This window comes from Serratia sp. SCBI, assembly GCF_000747565.1.
GTDB lineage: Bacteria > Pseudomonadota > Gammaproteobacteria > Enterobacterales > Enterobacteriaceae > Serratia > Serratia ureilytica.
In genome coordinates this window covers 4,379,158-4,395,001 of record NZ_CP003424.1, presented here as the reverse complement: position 1 = coordinate 4,395,001, position 15,844 = coordinate 4,379,158, and the positions used below count along the sequence as shown (strand labels likewise).

Below are 15,844 nucleotides of genomic sequence, written 5' to 3'. Positions count from 1 at the left end.
AAAAGGGCGCCCGCAGGCGCCCATACTCAAACTGAACGATACTGAGATCAGTTCATCCAGCGATTGTTGTTCTTGCGGCGCGGGATCAGGTGCGGCAACAGCAGGCCCAGCAGCAAGCCGACGCCGGCGACGCCGCCGCCGTACATGAACCACTGCAGAATAATGGTGCGCTGTTTGTCGTCGAGCTGCAGGTTAACGGCGTTAACCTTCTTCTGCGCGACCACCAGCTGGTTTTTCAGATCCTGGTTTTCCTTCTGCAGGCTGCTGATGGTGCTGTCGCTGCCCGCGACTTTTTCCTGCATTTCCGCCGTGCGCTGGTTCCAGGTGTTATCGATGTTGGCCAGCTTGTCGGTCAGGGTTTTCACCTGCTGTTCCAGCTCGGGCACGCGGGTGCGCAGGCTCGGCGTCTGGCTGAGCTGATCGAGTGGGATCCAGGTGGTGCGGCCTTTCGGATCGCGGATTTGGCCGTAGTTGGTGCTGTCGTTGACGCTCAGCAGGGTGACTTCTTCACCGGCGTTCAGAGTGCCGACAATACGGTACTGATTACCTGGGCCGCTATGGACGTAAGTGCTTAACTCATCGGAGATATAGCGTTTATCTTCGGCATGTGCGCCCCAAGTGATGCTGAAGCTCAGCGCGGCAAGGCAAATCAGGCGTAATTTCTGCATTAGTTCATCGTTTCTTGGTGAATTTATGGAACGATAGTAGAGCGTTCAGTCTGACGACGCAACGCCAAAACCGGAATGAGAACTATCTTACTGTGGCTGATTCTGTGAGTTGCGCGGCGTTTTATAACGTAACAGGTTTTTTCTACAGTTAGCAGGGTTAAGGCGCCGGGAATCGCGGTAAGATAACGGCAACTGTGCGTCATTGGGCAGTATGCGGCGGCCGAACGCGCCGCGCTGAAACAGACGTGAATGCATAACTTATTGGTGTTAAAGAATTATGACCGTTGAAATTGAACTGAAATTCATCGCCGCGCCGCAAGCGGTGGCCGCTCTGCCGCAATGGCTTGCCGCCTGGCCGCATCAGCATTCCGCGCCGCAAAAACTGACCAACATTTACTTCGAAACGGCCGATAACTTCCTGCGCAGTCACGACATGGGGCTGCGCATTCGCGGTTTCGACGATCGTTATGAGATGACCATCAAAACCGCCGGTAAAGTGGTGGCCGGCCTGCACCAACGTCCGGAATACAACGTCGCTATCGCCGAGCCGCAGCTGGCGCTGGCGCAGTTTCCTGCCGACATCTGGCCGCAGGATTGTGATATCGCGGCGCTGCAGCAGGCGTTGCAGCCGCTGTTCCGTACCGACTTTGCGCGTGAAAAGTGGGTGGTCACTTACGGCCAAAGCGAGATCGAGATTGGCTTGGATCAGGGTGAGGTGCGCGCCGGTGACCTCAGCGAAGCCCTGAGCGAGATCGAACTGGAGCTGCTGAAAGGCAACACCGCCGATCTGCTGGCATTGGCCGGCGAGCTGGCGGCCCATGGCGGGCTGCGTCAGGGCAGCCTGAGCAAGGCGGCGCGCGGCTACCACCTGGCGCAGGGCAATCCGCCGCGCGAGGTGCGCCCGCTGCGGGTGCTGAAGCCGGCGGCGAAGGCGACCGTGGAGCAGGGGATGATCGCCGCCTTCGAGCTGGCGCTCAACCATTGGCAGTACCATGAGGAGCTGTGGCTGCGCGGCGATGCGCAGGCGCGCGGGGCGGTCCTCGAAGCGGTCGGCACCATCCGCCAGGCGCTGGTGATCTTCGGCGGCCTGGTGCCGCGCAAGGCCAGCGCCGATCTGCGCGCCCGCCTGACCGAGCTCGAACCGCTGTTGGCGGACAAAGCCGCGCAACCGGAAAGCCTGTGCTACAGCGCGGCCTATCTGCAATGTAAGTTGGCGCTCACATCATGGCTGGTGCGCGGCGCTTGGCGGCCGTTTATCGACGCCAAAGGGCAGGCCAAACTGGACGGTTCTTTCAAACGCTTCAGCGACATCATGCTGGGGCGCAGCGGCGCGGAGCTGAAAGAAGCCTTCAGCCGTACGCTGAACGAAGATGAATATCAGGAACAATTGCCGCGCCTGACGCGTCAGATTTCGGCGCTGGTCCTGCTGTCGGGCGCTTACCCCGACGAGCAGACCGGGCCTTATATCGACGCCTGGCGCGAGCTGCAGGCGGCGCTGAGCGAGCGCCGCCAGGGCTGGTATGAAGCCAGCCGCAAACAGGCCTTATCGCATGCGCCATTCTGGTTAAACGGCGCGCTTCGTTAATCCAGCCGGCCCGCCAGCCGTGGGCCGCAGAACGGGTCATACACTATGTCGCCACTTTCAGCCGCGTTACAGGCTCAGGCACAGCAGGTTGTGCAGCGTTTTCAGGAAGTTCACGGCGCGGACTGCGCCTTTAGCGAGCAAGAGCAGTGGGTGCTGGCGTCGAGCGACTTCGTCAGCGACGCGCTGCTCGCCCAGCCGGCCTGGCTGGCGACGCTGCGCGAACAGCCGCCGGCGCCCGGCGAGTGGCAACACTACGCCGCCTGGTTGCAGGACGAGCTGGAAGAGGTGCGCGACGAAGCGCAACTGATGCGCACGCTGCGTCTGTTTCGCCGCGAAACGCTGGTGCGCATCGCCTGGGCGCAGGCGCAGGGGCTGTGTTCGACCGAAGAAACGTTGCTGCAGCTGAGCGGGCTGGCGGAGACGCTGATCGTCAGCGCGCGCGACTGGCTGTACCAAACCTGTTGCCGCGAGTGGGGCACGCCGTGCAATGCCGACGGCGAACCGCAGCCGCTGCTGGTCCTCGGCATGGGCAAGCTGGGCGGCGGCGAACTGAACTTCTCGTCGGACATCGATCTGATCTTCGCTTACCCGGAAAATGGTCAAACCCAGGGCGGGCGGCGCGATCTGGATAACGCCCAGTTCTTCACCCGTCTCGGCCAGCGGCTGATCAAGGCGCTGGATCAACAGACCATCGATGGCTTTGTCTATCGCGTGGACATGCGGCTGCGGCCGTTCGGCGACAGCGGCCCGTTGGTGATGAGCTTTGCGGCGCTGGAGGATTACTACCAGGAACAGGGGCGCGACTGGGAACGCTATGCGATGGTGAAGGCGCGCCTGATGGGCGGGGCGGAAGACGCCTACAGCCAGGAGCTGCGTAAAACGCTGCGGCCGTTCGTGTTCCGTCGTTACATTGATTTCAGCGTCATTCAGTCTCTGCGCAACATGAAGGGCATGATCGCCCGTGAAGTGCGGCGGCGCGGCCTGAAGGACAACATCAAGCTGGGCGCCGGCGGCATTCGCGAAATCGAATTCATCACCCAGGTATTCCAGCTGATCCGCGGCGGCCGTGAACCGGCGCTGCAGGGGCGTTCGCTGCTGCCGACGCTGCAGGCGGTGGGCGAGCTGGGGCTGCTGGAAAGCGAGCAGGTGCGGGCGCTGAGCGCCGCCTACCTGTTCCTGCGGCGGCTGGAGAACCTGCTGCAGGCGATCGGCGATCAGCAAACCCAGACGCTGCCGCAGGAGTCGCTCGATCAGGCCCGGTTGGCCTACGGCATGGGGTTGGCGGATTGGCCGGCGCTGATGGCGGCGCTGGACGTGCACATGCAGGCGGTGCGCGCGGTGTTCGACGACCTGATCGGCGACGATAGCCCGGATGTCGGCGAAGATCCCGATTACCAGCACTATCACAGCCTGTGGCAGGACGCACTGGAGGAGAACGAGCTGGCGCCGCTGACGCCGCACCTGGACGAAGAGGCGCGTCGACAGATGCTGCGCACCATCGCCGATTTTCGTCACGACGTCGACAAGCGCACCATCGGTCCGCGCGGCCGCGACGTGCTCGATCAGCTGATGCCGCGCCTGCTGGCGGAGGTATGCCCGCGGCAGGACGCGCCGACCGCGTTGGTGCGGCTGGCGCAGCTGCTGCTGAGCATCGTCACCCGCACCACCTACCTCGAATTGTTGGTGGAGTACCATGCGGCGCTCAGCCATCTGATCCGCCTGTGCGCCGCGTCGCCGATGGTCGCCAACCAGCTGTCGCGTTACCCGCTGCTGCTGGACGAGCTGCTGGATCCGGCCACGCTGTATCAGCCGGTGGCGCTGGACGCCTACCGCAGCGAGCTGCGGCAGTATCTGCTGCGGGTGCCGGAAGACGACGAAGAGCAAAAGCTGGAGGCGCTGCGTCAGTTCAAACAGGCGCAGCAGCTGCGCATCGCCGCTGCGGATATCGCCGGCGCGCTGCCGGTGATGAAAGTGAGCGATCACCTGACTTATCTGGCTGAGGCGATCATCGACGCGGTGGTGCAACAGGCCTGGAGCGACATGGTGGCGCGCTACGGCCAGCCCACCCATTTGCAGGAGCGGGAGGGGCGCGGCTTTGCGGTAATCGGCTATGGCAAACTGGGCGGCTGGGAGCTGGGGTACAGTTCTGATCTCGATCTGGTGTTCCTGTTGGATTGCCCGCCGGAGGTGATGACCGACGGCGATCGCTGCATCGACGGCCGCCAGTTCTACCTGCGCCTGGCGCAGCGGGTGATGCATCTGTTCAGCACCCGCACGTCCTCGGGCATTCTGTATGAGGTGGACGCGCGCCTGCGGCCTTCCGGCGCCGCGGGGATGCTGGTCAGCACCGTCGAGGCGTTCGCCGACTACCAGCAAAACGAAGCCTGGACCTGGGAGCATCAGGCCCTGGTGCGCGCGCGCATCGTGCACGGCGATCCGGCGCTGCATCAGCAGTTCGACGCGATCCGGCGCGAGATCCTGTGCAAAACGCGCGATGCGCAGACCCTGAAGCGCGAAGTGCGCGAGATGCGCGAAAAGATGCGCAACCATCTCGGCAACAAGCAGCGCGATCTGTTTGATATCAAGGCCGATGAGGGCGGCATTACCGACATCGAATTTATCGCCCAATATCTGGTCTTACGCTATGCGCCGGGTGAACCGCGCCTGACGCGTTGGTCGGACAACGTGCGCATCTTCGAGCTGATGGCCAATTACGACATCATGCCGGATGAAGAGGCGCGCGCGCTGACCCAGGCCTATGTCACCATGCGCGACGAGATCCACCACCTGGCGCTGCAGGAACATTCCGGCAAGGTCGGCAGCGGGCTGTTTGCCGCCGAGCGCGAGCAGGTGCGCGCCAGCTGGGCCAAATGGCTGGATTAATACCTTTTTGCGGGTATTCCGGCGGTCTGTGGTAATATCTGCGCCACTAAAATTTTGTTCTTTTTTTGGAGTTATCGGATGAAAGTTACGCTGCCTGATTTTCGCCGCGCCGGTGTGCTGGTGGTCGGTGACGTCATGTTGGATCGCTATTGGTATGGGCCGACCAGCCGCATTTCACCGGAAGCCCCGGTGCCGGTGGTCAAGGTCGATACCATCGAAGAGCGTCCCGGCGGCGCGGCTAACGTGGCGATGAACATCGCTTCGCTGGGCGCCACTTCCCGTCTGGTGGGCCTGACCGGCATCGACGATGCGGCGCGGGCGCTGAGCGCCAAGCTGAATGAAGTCAACGTGCGCTGCGACTTCGTCTCGGTGCCGACCCATCCGACCATTACCAAGCTGCGCGTGTTGTCGCGCAACCAGCAACTGATCCGTCTCGACTTCGAAGAAGGCTTCTCCAACGTTGATCCGCAGCCGATGCTGGAGCGCATTCAGCAGGCGCTGCCGCAGATCGGCGCGCTGGTGCTGTCCGATTACGCCAAGGGCGCGCTCAGCCAGGTGCAGGGCATGATCCAACTGGCGCGCGCCGCCAAGGTGCCGGTGCTGATCGATCCGAAAGGATCCGATTTCGAGCGCTATCGCGGCGCGACGCTGCTGACGCCGAACCTGTCCGAGTTCGAAGCGGTAGTGGGCCACTGTAAGGATGAAGCGGAACTGGTGGAACGCGGCATGAAGCTGGTGGCGGATTTCGAGCTGTCGGCGCTGCTGGTTACCCGTTCCGAACACGGCATGACGCTGCTACAGCCGGGCGTTGAGCCGCTGCACTTGCCGACCCAGGCGCAGGAAGTGTTCGATGTGACCGGCGCCGGCGACACCGTGATCGGCGTGCTGGCCGCCTCGCTGGCCGCCGGCAACTCGCTGGAAGAGTCCTGTTTCCTGGCCAATGCCGCCGCCGGCGTGGTGGTGGGCAAGCTCGGTACCTCCACCGTGTCGCCGATCGAACTGGAGAACGCGGTGCGCGGCCGCGCCGAGACCGGTTTTGGCGTGATGACCGAAGCGCAGCTGAAACAGGCCGTCGCGCAGGCGCGTCAGCGCGGCGAAAAAGTGGTGATGACCAACGGCATCTTCGACATTCTGCATGCCGGCCACGTCTCTTATCTGGCCAATGCTCGCAAGCTGGGCGATCGCCTGATCGTGGCGGTGAACAGCGATGCGTCGACCAAACGCCTGAAAGGGGAAAAACGCCCGGTCAACGCGCTGGAGAACCGCATGATTGTGCTGGGCGCGCTGGAAGCGGTGGATTGGGTGGTGCCGTTCGAGGAGGACACGCCGCAGCGCTTGATCGCCGACATCTTGCCGGATCTGCTGGTCAAAGGCGGCGATTACAAGCCGGAAGAGATTGCCGGCAGTGCGGAAGTGTGGGCCAACGGCGGCGATGTCAAAGTGCTGAACTTTGAAGACGGCCTGTCGACCACCAACATCATCAAAGCGATCAAAGACGGGCGCGGCTAACGCCGGGCGACGTAAAGAACAAGGGCGCGCGGTGCGCGCCCTTGGCGGGAATTATTCGTCTTCCTGTTTGGCGGCCGGCGCCGCGCTCAGCTTGCTTTCCAGCTCGGCCATGCGCTGTTCCAACAGCGCCAGCTTTTCGCGGGTGCGCAACAGCACCTGAGTCTGCACGTCGAACTCTTCGCGGTTAACCAAATCCAGGCGGGTCAACTGCGACTGCAGCACCTGACGGATTTTTTTCTCAACGTCTTCCCCGAATTCACGAACGCCTTTAGGCATGGACTCATGAACCTGGCGTGCGATTTGTTCGATTTTTTTCGGGTCAATCATGGCGTATCCCTTTCAGAGTTTAATAGCTGCCGCTTAGTGTAATGCGAGTTGCCCGCCGGATAAACACCATTAAGCGCATTCGCCGCGCGTGGCCGAATTGTGCTTTTGCCAATTGCCCTGTCTATCCATTAGCGTTATAGTCATCTTGCTTATTCTCAGGGCGGGGTGAAAGTCCCCACCGGCGGTAAATCACCTTCTACGGTGAAAGCCCGCGAGCGCTCAGCCAGCCTGTAAAGGCCGGTTAGAGGTCAGCAGATCCGGTGTAATTCCGGGGCCGACGGTTATAGTCCGGATGGGAGAGAGTAACGGTATCTGCCGGGCATGCGCCCGCTTGCGTTATTTTTTTAGCTATTGCTAGCTACTCCTCAAGATCGCCCTGGTTCTGGTAATCCATAATTTTTAATGAGGTTTTTTACCATGAATCAGACGCTACTTTCAGACTTCGGCACGCCGACAGAACGCGTTGAACGCGCGATCGACGCACTGCGCAACGGGCGCGGCGTGATGGTGCTCGATGATGAAAACCGTGAAAACGAAGGTGACATGATCTTCGCCGCGGAAACCATGACCGTTGAGCAGATGGCGCTGACCATTCGCCACGGCAGCGGCATCGTGTGCCTGTGCATCACCGAAGAACGTCGTCAGCAGCTTGAGCTGCCGATGATGGTGACCAACAACTCCAGCCAGTTCCAGACCGCCTTCACCGTGACCATCGAAGCGGCGCAGGGCGTGACCACAGGGGTTTCCGCTTCCGATCGCCTGACCACCATCCGTGCGGCGGTGGCAGACAGCGCCAAGCCGAGCGACCTGAACCGTCCGGGCCACGTGTTCCCGCTGCGCGCGCAGCCGGGCGGCGTGCTGAGCCGTCGCGGTCACACCGAAGCGACCATCGATCTGGTCTCCATGGCCGGTTTCAAACCTGCCGGCGTGCTGTGTGAACTGACCAACGACGATGGCAGCATGGCGCATGCGCCGGAAGTGATCGCCTTCGCCAAACAGCACGACATGGTGGTGCTGACCATCGAAGATCTGGTGGCCTACCGCCAGGCGCACGAGAAAAAAGCCAGCTGATAGCCGGCCGCTTTCAACGATAAAAAAGCCGCGTAATGCGGCTTTTTTGTATCTACCGTTCTGACAGGCGTTCGCTGATGCGGCTGGCGTAATTCATCACGTGGAAGGTGTAGTTCTCCTCAACCGTACCCTGGAACAGATGTGCCCAGGGGCCGATGGCGTAGATGCCGAGATCTTCCCCGCCGTGCGTCTCGCTTTTCAGCGGCACCAGCGCCGGCTGAATAAAGTCGGGCGCGGTGGTTTGCTCCATGGTCAATGCCGGGCGCTCGGTCAGCGGGATCGCGCCGCCGGGGCCGTTGGCGAAACCGAGGGTGGTGTAGGGCTTGCCGTCGCTGCCCAGCCGAGGTTTACCGTCGACGCCGATGGAAATGCCGAGGATAGGATTGCCGCGCTTGGCATAGCCGGCGATGGTCAGCGTGTGGCTGTGATCGCCGGTCACGATCACCAGCGTTTCGTCCAGGTTGACCTTGCCGACAATGGTTTTCACCGCCTCGTTCAGGGCGACCGCGTCGCTCAGCGTGCGGTAGGCGTTGCCGTTATGGCTGCCGTGATCGACGCGCCCGCCTTCCACCAGCAGCAGATAGCCTTCGGGATTCCTGGCCAAAATATCGATGGCCTTGCCGGTCATTTCCGCCAGCGAAGGCTCTCCCGCTGCGTCTTGCCGCCGGTCGTGCTCGAAGTTCATGTGCGACGGCTCGAACAGGGCCAGCAAATGGTCGACGTTGCCCGGTTCGATTTTGTCGAACTGGGCCTGATTCCAGACGTATTGTCCGCGCTCGCCGTAGCGTTGCAGCCAGGCCTGCGTCAGGTCACGGCCGTCCTTTCTGGCGCCTTTCTTGCCGGGATATTCAGGATCGCTCACGCTGTCGGGCAGGAAGTTGGCGCGCCCGCCACCCATCGCCACGTTCAGGCCGTTGCCGTATTTCATTTCCACCAGCTGGCGCGCGATGTCGCGGCAGCCTGCGGCCAGGGCATCCGCCGGCATTTTGGCGTCAGACTCCCAGTCGCGGTTGGCGATATGGGCATAGGTGGCGCCCGGCGTGGCGTGGGTAATGGTCGCGGTCGTCACGGCGCCGGTGGACATGCCGAGCGTTGCGGCCATCTCCCACAGCGTGGTGACGGCCTTGGTTTGCTGATCCTCGCAGTTGTTGAGGGCGGCCGTATGGTTGAGACCCATCAGATCGTTGATGGTTTTGACGCCGGTGGTCATCGCCACCGCGCTGGGCGCGGAGTCGGTGATTTGGGCGTCGGCGGAATAGGTTTTGGCTGCCGCCAGATAGGGGAAGGCTTCCCAGGCCAGCACGTTGGATTCGCCGTCCACGCCGCGCTGCTGTCCTTCAAAAATGCGGGCGGCGGTCACGGTGGAAAACCCCATGCCGTCACCGACCACCAGAATGACGTTTTTGGCGCGGTTGGTGTTTGGGGTCTGTTTCAGTCGCTGTTGCAGCTGAGCTTGCGCCTGAAGGAAGTAAGGGTCTTCGCGCTGCGTCAGAGGCGCGTTGTCCGTCGCTTTGGCGGCTGCCGCCCCGGTGGCTAACAAGGACATGGAAAGCGCCAGGCGGGTTGCCAGTGTGAGTCTGAACATGAATTCCTCCTTGGTGAGACGTGATTCCCGTAGCGCCGACGGGCTGCCAACACCCTGTCGACGGCAGGAGGAGTGTATCGATTGTGTTAACAAAAAATACATAAATTATTCACAATTTAGATCTGTGTGGCAGTAATGCCATGGTATTCATGATTTTTATTAATCATTTGAAAATCATGCATTTTTTAACTTTTTTGTCTGCCGGTGCATTTTTGTGATTTTTAATTCAAATTTATTGAATATCTTCATCACGGTTATCCGGCTGTGTTGCTGCGGCAAAGCGCGTAATGTAACGCCATAGCACAATTTGAACTAAGGATCCCTCTATGAACACCTCTCGTATGCCGGCACTATTTCTTGGCCACGGTAGCCCGATGAACGTGCTGGAAGACAACCGCTACACCCAGGCATGGCGTGCGTTGGGTGAGTCATTGCCGCGTCCGAAGGCGATCGTGGCGGTTTCTGCGCATTGGTATACCCGCGGCACTGCGGTCACCGCGATGGAAAAACCCAAAACCATTCACGACTTCGGCGGGTTCCCGCAGGCGTTGTTTGATACCCGCTACCCTGCGCCGGGTTCCCCCGCGCTGGCTGCGCAGCTGCAGCACATTCTGGCGCCGGTGCCGGTAACGGCGGATCTCGGCGAGTGGGGGTTGGATCACGGCACCTGGGGCGTATTGATCAAGATGTATCCCAATGCCGATATCCCGGTGGTGCAGCTCAGCGTCGACGGCACTCAGCCGGCGGCTTACCACTATGAGCTGGGCCGCAAACTCGCGGCGCTGCGGGATGAGGGCGTGATGATCGTCGCCAGCGGCAACGTGGTGCACAACCTGCGCATGGTGAAATGGCAGGGCGATACCAGCGCCTATCCGTGGGCGGAGTCTTTCAATAACTTTGTCCGGGATAACCTGCGTTATCGGGGCGATAACCACCCGCTGGTGGATTTCATGCGCCATGAGGGCGCGGCGCTGTCGAACCCGACGCCGGAACACTATCTGCCATTGCTGTATGTGCTCGGCGGCTGGGATGGAAAAGAGGCCATCAGCGTGCCGATCGACGGTATCGAAATGGGAGCGCTGAGCATGCTGTCGGTGCAGGTGGGCTAGAGAAAAACGCCAGTCAGAGACTGGCGTTTTTGCCTTCAGCGGGGCGATCAGCCGAGGATGGTGTGCGGATAGAAGCGCGACAGATCCTGCGTGATCAGTTCGCGATCTTCGCGCAGGCCGATGCCGCAGGGTTGATCGTTCACCAGCCAGCTGCCGATCAGCGTGTAGCTGTCTTCGAACTTCGGTAGCGGATGGAACTGCTGCACGATCATGCCTTCTTCACCGTACGGCCCATCGACGCGCGCCACTTCCTGACCGTTTTCGACGATCTGGATATTGGCGCCTTCGCGTGAGAACAGCGGTTTGGTGACGTAATGATCCATCGGCGGATGATCGTCTTGCGCGAAATAAGCCGGCAGCAGGTTAGGGTGATTCGGGAACATTTCCCACAGCAGCGGCAGTAGCGCCTTGTTGGAGATGATGCTTTTCCAGGCCGGCTCCAGCCAGCGCACGCCGGCGTCTTCCAGCTTGGTGGAGAACATCTCGCGCAGCATGAATTCCCACGGATAGAGCTTGAACAGGTTGCCGATCACTTGATCCTGCAGATCGGTGAACTGGCCTTTCTCGCCGAGGCCGATCTCTTCCATGAACAGGAACTCGGTCGGCAGACCGGCTTCCTGCGCGCAGTCCTGCAGGTATTGCACCGTGCCGCGATCTTCTTCGCTGTCCTGGCAGCAGGCCAGGTGCAACAGGCCGAAGCCGTGATGCGCTTTCAGCTCGGCGAAACGCTCGATCAGTTTCTCCTGCAGGCTGTTGTACTGATCCGATTCCGGATCCAGCTTGCCGGCGTTGATCTGGTCTTCCAGCCACAGCCATTGGAAGAAGGCTGCTTCATACAGTGAGGTGGGCGTATCGGCGTTGTTCTCCAGCAGCTTCGGCGGATTGACGCCGTCGTAGGCCAGATCGAGACGCGAATACAGCGACGGCTGGTTGGTGCGCCAGGAGCTGCGCACGAATTCCCAGGTGTGTTTCGGGATGCAGAACTTGGCCATCAGCTCGTCGCTGGCGACCACTTTCTCCACCACCTGCAGGCACATCTGATGCAGCTCGGCGGTGGCGTTTTCGATCTCTTCAATCTGCGCCAGCGTGAACTGATAATAGGCGTCTTCACACCAGTACGGCTCGCCGTACATGGTGTGGAAACGGAAGCCGAACTCGGTCGCTTTTTCGCGCCAGTCCGGGCGCTCGGTAATGGCAATACGTTTCATGCATCAACCGCCCATGCTGCGAGAGCCGGAGTTGGAGGTGGCGCTGCTGCGCTGCATGCTGGTCTGCTTGGCCACGGTCTCGCCGAAACCGCCGCGGGTCACGGTGTTGGTGACCGCAGGCTTCGGCGCCATGGCGGTTTTCGGCACCGTCATGGTGCGGCCGCCGGCGGTGGCCGGGCCGTAGCTCTTGCCGCTGGCGTCGACAAACTTGCCGTTCGCCGGGCTGGCGGCGTTCTTGGAGGTGAACAGCGGCTGCTGCGCGAAGCCGGAACCGCCCATCAGGCGGCCCATCATGTAGCCCGCCATCAGCGGCATCCAGAAGCTGCCGCTGTTTTGCGATTCCGCCGCCATGCCAGCCTGCGCCGGAGCCGGCGCCTGGGTGCACTGCGCTTCGCCGAACTCGGCGACGCAGTCTTCGCGGGTGGCGTATTTCGGCGCGGTTTTCGCCGCTTCTTTCAGGGCGTTGTTGTAGGCGGTGGTGCACTGCTCGCTCATCGAAGGGTTGGCGCGCGAACAGTCATCGGCATTCTGATACAGGGAGACCGTTTCATCGCTCTTCTCGCAGCCGGCCAGCATAAAGACGGCGCTGATCGCCAAGGCCACGGGCGCGACACGGTAGCTGCGCCAGGATTTGCGGAACGTCTCTTGGTTGATGTTTTTTGTCCGTTTCATCGTTATCAATCCCATCATGCGGGCTGTTTTCGCCCTTTCCCAGTAGTGGCGCTAAGGATAGGGGAAACATGGTCAAAATTAAAGCTGAAACGCCCGCAGAATCCACTCTTTACGCAGTTATACGTTGGGGTGTGCGCCAGTTCGCTTTCGCGGCGAAAAAACGCGCATTGGCGTTTCATCATGAAACGTTATCGCTATGATGATGTTCCATAATGGAACAAAAATCGCGTGGCTCGCCAGGCGGGCGGCAGACGCTCATAGTCGAAGCACAACAACAAGCCGGCGGCGAAGTCGGCGCGTCATCACCTGATATCTGAACGTTACCATCGCCAACTCCCTACAAGGATCCGGTTATGTTGAGAATCATCCAGTCACCAGGCAAATACATTCAGGGCGCCAATGCGCTGGCCGCCGTCGGCGAATACGCCAAATCCCTCGCCGACCATTATTTCGTGATCGCCGACGACTTCGTGATGCAGTTGGCGGGAGACACCCTGATGGGCAGCCTGCAGCAGCACGGCGTGAAACATCATGCGGCCCGCTTCAACGGCGAGTGCTGCCGTAAAGAGATAGACCGACTTGGCCACGAGCTGCAGACCCACGGCTGCCGCGGGGTAATCGGCGTCGGCGGCGGCAAGACGCTCGACACCGCCAAGGCCGTCGCCCACTACCAACGGCTGCCGGTGGTGCTCATTCCCACCATCGCCTCCACCGATGCGCCGACCAGCGCGCTGTCGGTTATCTACACCGAACAGGGCGAATTCGCCGAATACCTGATCTACCCGCGCAACCCGGACATGGTAGTGATGGACAGCGCCATCATCGCCAAAGCGCCGGTGCGCCTGCTGGTAGCCGGCATGGGCGACGCGCTCTCCACCTATTTCGAAGCCCAGGCCTGCTTCGACGCTCAGGCCACCAGCATGGCCGGCGGCAAATCGACGCTGGCGGCGCTCAGTCTGGCGCGGCTGTGCTACGACACGCTGCTGGCCGAAGGGGTGAAGGCCAAGCTGGCGGTCGAGGCCGGCGTGGTGACGGAAGCGGTGGAACGCATCATTGAGGCCAATACGTATCTGAGCGGCATCGGCTTCGAGAGCAGCGGGCTGGCGGCGGCGCACGCCATTCACAACGGTTTCACCGTGCTGGAGGAGTGTCACCACCTGTATCACGGCGAAAAAGTGGCGTTCGGCACCCTGGCGCAGCTGGTGCTGCAGAACAGCCCGATGGCGCAGATTGAAACCGTGCTGGCGTTTTGTCATGGCATCGGCTTGCCGATCACGCTGGCGCAGATGGGCGTTACCGGCGACGCGGCGACGAAGACGATGGCGGTGGCTGAGGCCAGCTGCGCCGCCGGCGAAACCATTCACAACATGCCGTTCAAGGTCACCCCTGCCGGCGTGCAGGCGGCGATCCTGACGGCGGATCGGCTCGGCGCCGCCTGGCTGCTGCGTCATTGATACCGTTGGGGCGCGGTGCGCCGCGCCCCTGGCTTACAGAGGAAACCATCGTGAAAAAACTGATTAATCAGGTCGAGTCGGTGTTGGAAGAGCAGTTGCAGGGGCTGGCGGAGGCTCATCCCGAGTTGCTGGTGCATGCGGATCCGGCGTTCGTCACCCGCGCCGACGCGCCGGTAGCGGGCAAAGTGGCGATCCTGTCCGGCGGCGGCAGCGGCCACGAGCCGATGCACTGCGGTTTCGTCGGTGAAGGGATGCTCGACGGCGCCTGTCCGGGCGAGATTTTCACCTCGCCGACGCCGGATAAAATGTACGAGTGCGGTCAGGCGATCGACGGCGGCGCCGGGGTGCTGCTGCTGATCAAGAACTACACCGGCGACGTGCTCAACTTCGAAACCTCCACCGAGCTGCTGCACGACAGCGGCGTCGCGGTGGCGACGGTGCTGGTGGATGACGACGTGGCGGTCAAGGACAGTCTGTTCACCGCCGGGCGGCGCGGGGTGGCCAACACCGTGCTGATGGAGAAATTGCTGGGCGCCGCCGCGGCGCGCGGCGACGATCTGGACAGCGTGGTGACGCTGGGGCATCGCATCAACAACCACGGGCATTCGATCGGTATCGCGCTGGGCGCCTGTACCGTCCCCGCCGCCGGCAAACCCTCGTTCACCCTGGCGGAGAATGAGATGGAGTTCGGCGTCGGCATTCACGGCGAACCGGGCATTGCGCGCCGTCCGTTCACCACGCTCAACGCGGCGGTGGATGACATGTTCCATACGCTGATTGACCACGGCCACTATCAGCGCACGATCCGCGTTTGGGATCGCCAACAGGGCGAGTGGCGCGACGAGATGCAGACCAAGCAGCCGCTGACGCGCGGCGATCGGGTGATCGCGTTGGTCAACAACCTGGGCGCCACGCCGCTGTCCGAGCTGTACGGCGTGTACCATCGGCTGGCGGAGCGCTGCGCCGAAGCGGGCATCATCATCGAACGCAACCTGGTGGGCGCGTATTGCACTTCGCTCGATATGCAGGGCGTGTCCATCACGTTGTTGAACGTGGACGACGAACTGTTGTCCTTGTGGGATGCGCCGGTGAAAACGCCTGCGCTGCGTTGGGGTTGCTGAGGAGGAATTATGGCGTTGACCAAACCACAGGTCGTCGATTGGCTGATGCGTTGCGGCGAAGTGTTCAGCCGGGAGCGCGATTTTCTTACCCAACTGGACACCGAGATCGGCGATGCCGACCACGGCCTGAACATGAATCGCGGTTTCAATAAGGTGGTGGAAAAGCTGCCGTCGGTGGCGGACAAGGATATCGGCTTTATCCTGAAAAACACCGGCATGACGCTGCTGTCGAGCGTAGGCGGCGCCAGCGGTCCGCTGTTCGGCACCTTCTTCATCCGCGCGGCGCAGGCGGCGAACGCCAAGCAAAGCCTGGATCTGGCGGAGCTGCATCAAATGATGCAGGAAGGGGTGGAAGGCGTGGTGATGCGCGGCAAGGCGGAGCCGGGCGACAAGACCATGTGCGATGCCTGGTGGCCGGTGGTGGAAAGCCTCGGCCAGTCCGCGCAGCAGAACCTGAGCGTGGCGGAGGCGCTGCAGCGCGCCGCCGACAGCGCCGAGCGGGCGGTGGAGAGCACCATCACCATGCAGGCGCGCAAGGGGCGGGCCAGTTACCTGGGCGAGCGCAGCATCGGCCACCAGGATCCCGGCGCCACTTCGGTGATGCTGATGATGAAAACGCTGGCCGAGGTCGCTGGCAGTTAGCAGGAGGCGA

General features: G+C 61.7%; 13 protein-coding genes and 1 riboswitch. Of the genes, 8 read left to right on the top strand and 5 right to left on the bottom strand.

Going from position 1 to position 15,844, the window contains the following annotated elements; translation table 11 throughout:
- Positions 1-47: 47 nt before the first annotated feature.
- Positions 48-668, bottom strand: a complete 621-nt coding sequence (locus tag SERRSCBI_RS20485) for a TIGR04211 family SH3 domain-containing protein (RefSeq protein WP_033644594.1) — start codon at positions 666-668, stop codon at positions 48-50.
- 277 nt (positions 669-945) lie between these two features.
- On the opposite strand from SERRSCBI_RS20485, the gene SERRSCBI_RS20480 reads away from it, so the two are divergent.
- From SERRSCBI_RS20480 to hldE, 3 genes are all read left to right on the top strand, one after another.
- On the top strand, positions 946-2,253 hold the full coding sequence (locus SERRSCBI_RS20480; RefSeq protein WP_042785402.1) for an inorganic triphosphatase: 1,308 nt from the start codon (positions 946-948) through the stop codon (positions 2,251-2,253).
- Between the two features lie 45 nt (positions 2,254-2,298).
- Complete coding sequence (gene glnE / locus SERRSCBI_RS20475) at positions 2,299-5,136, top strand: bifunctional [glutamate--ammonia ligase]-adenylyl-L-tyrosine phosphorylase/[glutamate--ammonia-ligase] adenylyltransferase (protein ID WP_042785401.1); 2,838 nt, start codon at positions 2,299-2,301, stop codon at positions 5,134-5,136.
- A gap of 78 nt (positions 5,137-5,214) precedes the next feature.
- On the top strand, positions 5,215-6,645 hold the full coding sequence (hldE, locus tag SERRSCBI_RS20470; RefSeq protein WP_033644597.1) for a bifunctional D-glycero-beta-D-manno-heptose-7-phosphate kinase/D-glycero-beta-D-manno-heptose 1-phosphate adenylyltransferase HldE: 1,431 nt from the start codon (positions 5,215-5,217) through the stop codon (positions 6,643-6,645).
- 51 nt (positions 6,646-6,696) lie between these two features.
- Here the strand turns inward: hldE and SERRSCBI_RS20465 are convergent, their stop codons facing one another.
- The gene (locus SERRSCBI_RS20465; protein ID WP_004937216.1) at positions 6,697-6,972 is read right to left on the bottom strand and encodes an accessory factor UbiK family protein; all 276 of its coding nucleotides are present in this window, start codon (positions 6,970-6,972) and stop codon (positions 6,697-6,699) included.
- A gap of 147 nt (positions 6,973-7,119) precedes the next feature.
- A riboswitch (FMN riboswitch) is annotated at positions 7,120-7,280 on the top strand.
- 109 nt (positions 7,281-7,389) lie between these two features.
- On the opposite strand from SERRSCBI_RS20465, the gene ribB reads away from it, so the two are divergent.
- Positions 7,390-8,043, top strand: a complete 654-nt coding sequence (ribB, locus tag SERRSCBI_RS20460; RefSeq protein WP_033636071.1) for a 3,4-dihydroxy-2-butanone-4-phosphate synthase — start codon at positions 7,390-7,392, stop codon at positions 8,041-8,043.
- Between the two features lie 52 nt (positions 8,044-8,095).
- Here the strand turns inward: ribB and SERRSCBI_RS20455 are convergent, their stop codons facing one another.
- Positions 8,096-9,628 (bottom strand): alkaline phosphatase, encoded by a 1,533-nt coding sequence (locus SERRSCBI_RS20455; protein ID WP_042785400.1) that lies wholly within the window; start codon positions 9,626-9,628, stop codon positions 8,096-8,098.
- A gap of 326 nt (positions 9,629-9,954) precedes the next feature.
- On the opposite strand from SERRSCBI_RS20455, the gene ygiD reads away from it, so the two are divergent.
- A complete protein-coding gene (gene ygiD, locus SERRSCBI_RS20450; RefSeq protein WP_033644599.1) occupies positions 9,955-10,737 on the top strand; it encodes a 4,5-DOPA dioxygenase extradiol in 783 nt (260 codons plus the stop codon).
- Between the two features lie 47 nt (positions 10,738-10,784).
- On the opposite strand, the gene SERRSCBI_RS20445 is transcribed toward ygiD, so the two are convergent.
- Positions 10,785-11,945: a glutathionylspermidine synthase family protein gene (locus tag SERRSCBI_RS20445; RefSeq protein ID WP_033644600.1), complete on the bottom strand. Its 1,161-nt coding sequence runs from the start codon at positions 11,943-11,945 to the stop codon at positions 10,785-10,787.
- Between the two features lie 3 nt (positions 11,946-11,948).
- The gene (locus tag SERRSCBI_RS20440) at positions 11,949-12,617 is read right to left on the bottom strand and encodes a DUF1190 family protein (RefSeq protein ID WP_042785399.1); all 669 of its coding nucleotides are present in this window, start codon (positions 12,615-12,617) and stop codon (positions 11,949-11,951) included.
- A gap of 353 nt (positions 12,618-12,970) precedes the next feature.
- On the opposite strand from SERRSCBI_RS20440, the gene SERRSCBI_RS20435 reads away from it, so the two are divergent.
- The 3 genes from SERRSCBI_RS20435 to dhaL are packed head-to-tail and all read left to right on the top strand — an operon-like array spanning position 12,971 to position 15,834.
- The gene (locus SERRSCBI_RS20435; protein ID WP_042785398.1) at positions 12,971-14,071 is read left to right on the top strand and encodes a glycerol dehydrogenase; all 1,101 of its coding nucleotides are present in this window, start codon (positions 12,971-12,973) and stop codon (positions 14,069-14,071) included.
- Positions 14,072-14,121: 50 nt separating this feature from the next.
- Complete coding sequence (gene dhaK, locus SERRSCBI_RS20430) at positions 14,122-15,192, top strand: dihydroxyacetone kinase subunit DhaK (protein WP_042785397.1); 1,071 nt, start codon at positions 14,122-14,124, stop codon at positions 15,190-15,192.
- A 9-nt stretch (positions 15,193-15,201) separates the two neighbouring features.
- Entirely contained in the window at positions 15,202-15,834 is a 633-nt protein-coding gene (gene dhaL / locus SERRSCBI_RS20425; protein ID WP_033644604.1) for a dihydroxyacetone kinase subunit DhaL, read from the top strand.
- Positions 15,835-15,844 lie beyond the last annotated feature (10 nt).

Excerpts from the sequence above, each read along its gene's own strand:
- SERRSCBI_RS20485 (WP_033644594.1), bottom strand. The coding sequence starts at position 668 with ATGCAGAAATTACGCCTGATTTGCCTTGCCGCGCTGAGCTTCAGCATC.
- SERRSCBI_RS20480 (WP_042785402.1), top strand. The coding sequence starts at position 946 with ATGACCGTTGAAATTGAACTGAAATTCATCGCCGCGCCGCAAGCGGTG.
- glnE (WP_042785401.1), top strand. The coding sequence starts at position 2,299 with ATGTCGCCACTTTCAGCCGCGTTACAGGCTCAGGCACAGCAGGTTGTG.
- hldE (WP_033644597.1), top strand. The coding sequence starts at position 5,215 with ATGAAAGTTACGCTGCCTGATTTTCGCCGCGCCGGTGTGCTGGTGGTC.
- SERRSCBI_RS20465 (WP_004937216.1), bottom strand. The coding sequence starts at position 6,972 with ATGATTGACCCGAAAAAAATCGAACAAATCGCACGCCAGGTTCATGAG.
- ribB (WP_033636071.1), top strand. The coding sequence starts at position 7,390 with ATGAATCAGACGCTACTTTCAGACTTCGGCACGCCGACAGAACGCGTT.
- SERRSCBI_RS20455 (WP_042785400.1), bottom strand. The coding sequence starts at position 9,628 with ATGTTCAGACTCACACTGGCAACCCGCCTGGCGCTTTCCATGTCCTTG.
- ygiD (WP_033644599.1), top strand. The coding sequence starts at position 9,955 with ATGAACACCTCTCGTATGCCGGCACTATTTCTTGGCCACGGTAGCCCG.
- SERRSCBI_RS20445 (WP_033644600.1), bottom strand. The coding sequence starts at position 11,945 with ATGAAACGTATTGCCATTACCGAGCGCCCGGACTGGCGCGAAAAAGCG.
- SERRSCBI_RS20440 (WP_042785399.1), bottom strand. The coding sequence starts at position 12,617 with ATGAAACGGACAAAAAACATCAACCAAGAGACGTTCCGCAAATCCTGG.
- SERRSCBI_RS20435 (WP_042785398.1), top strand. The coding sequence starts at position 12,971 with ATGTTGAGAATCATCCAGTCACCAGGCAAATACATTCAGGGCGCCAAT.
- dhaL (WP_033644604.1), top strand. The coding sequence starts at position 15,202 with ATGGCGTTGACCAAACCACAGGTCGTCGATTGGCTGATGCGTTGCGGC.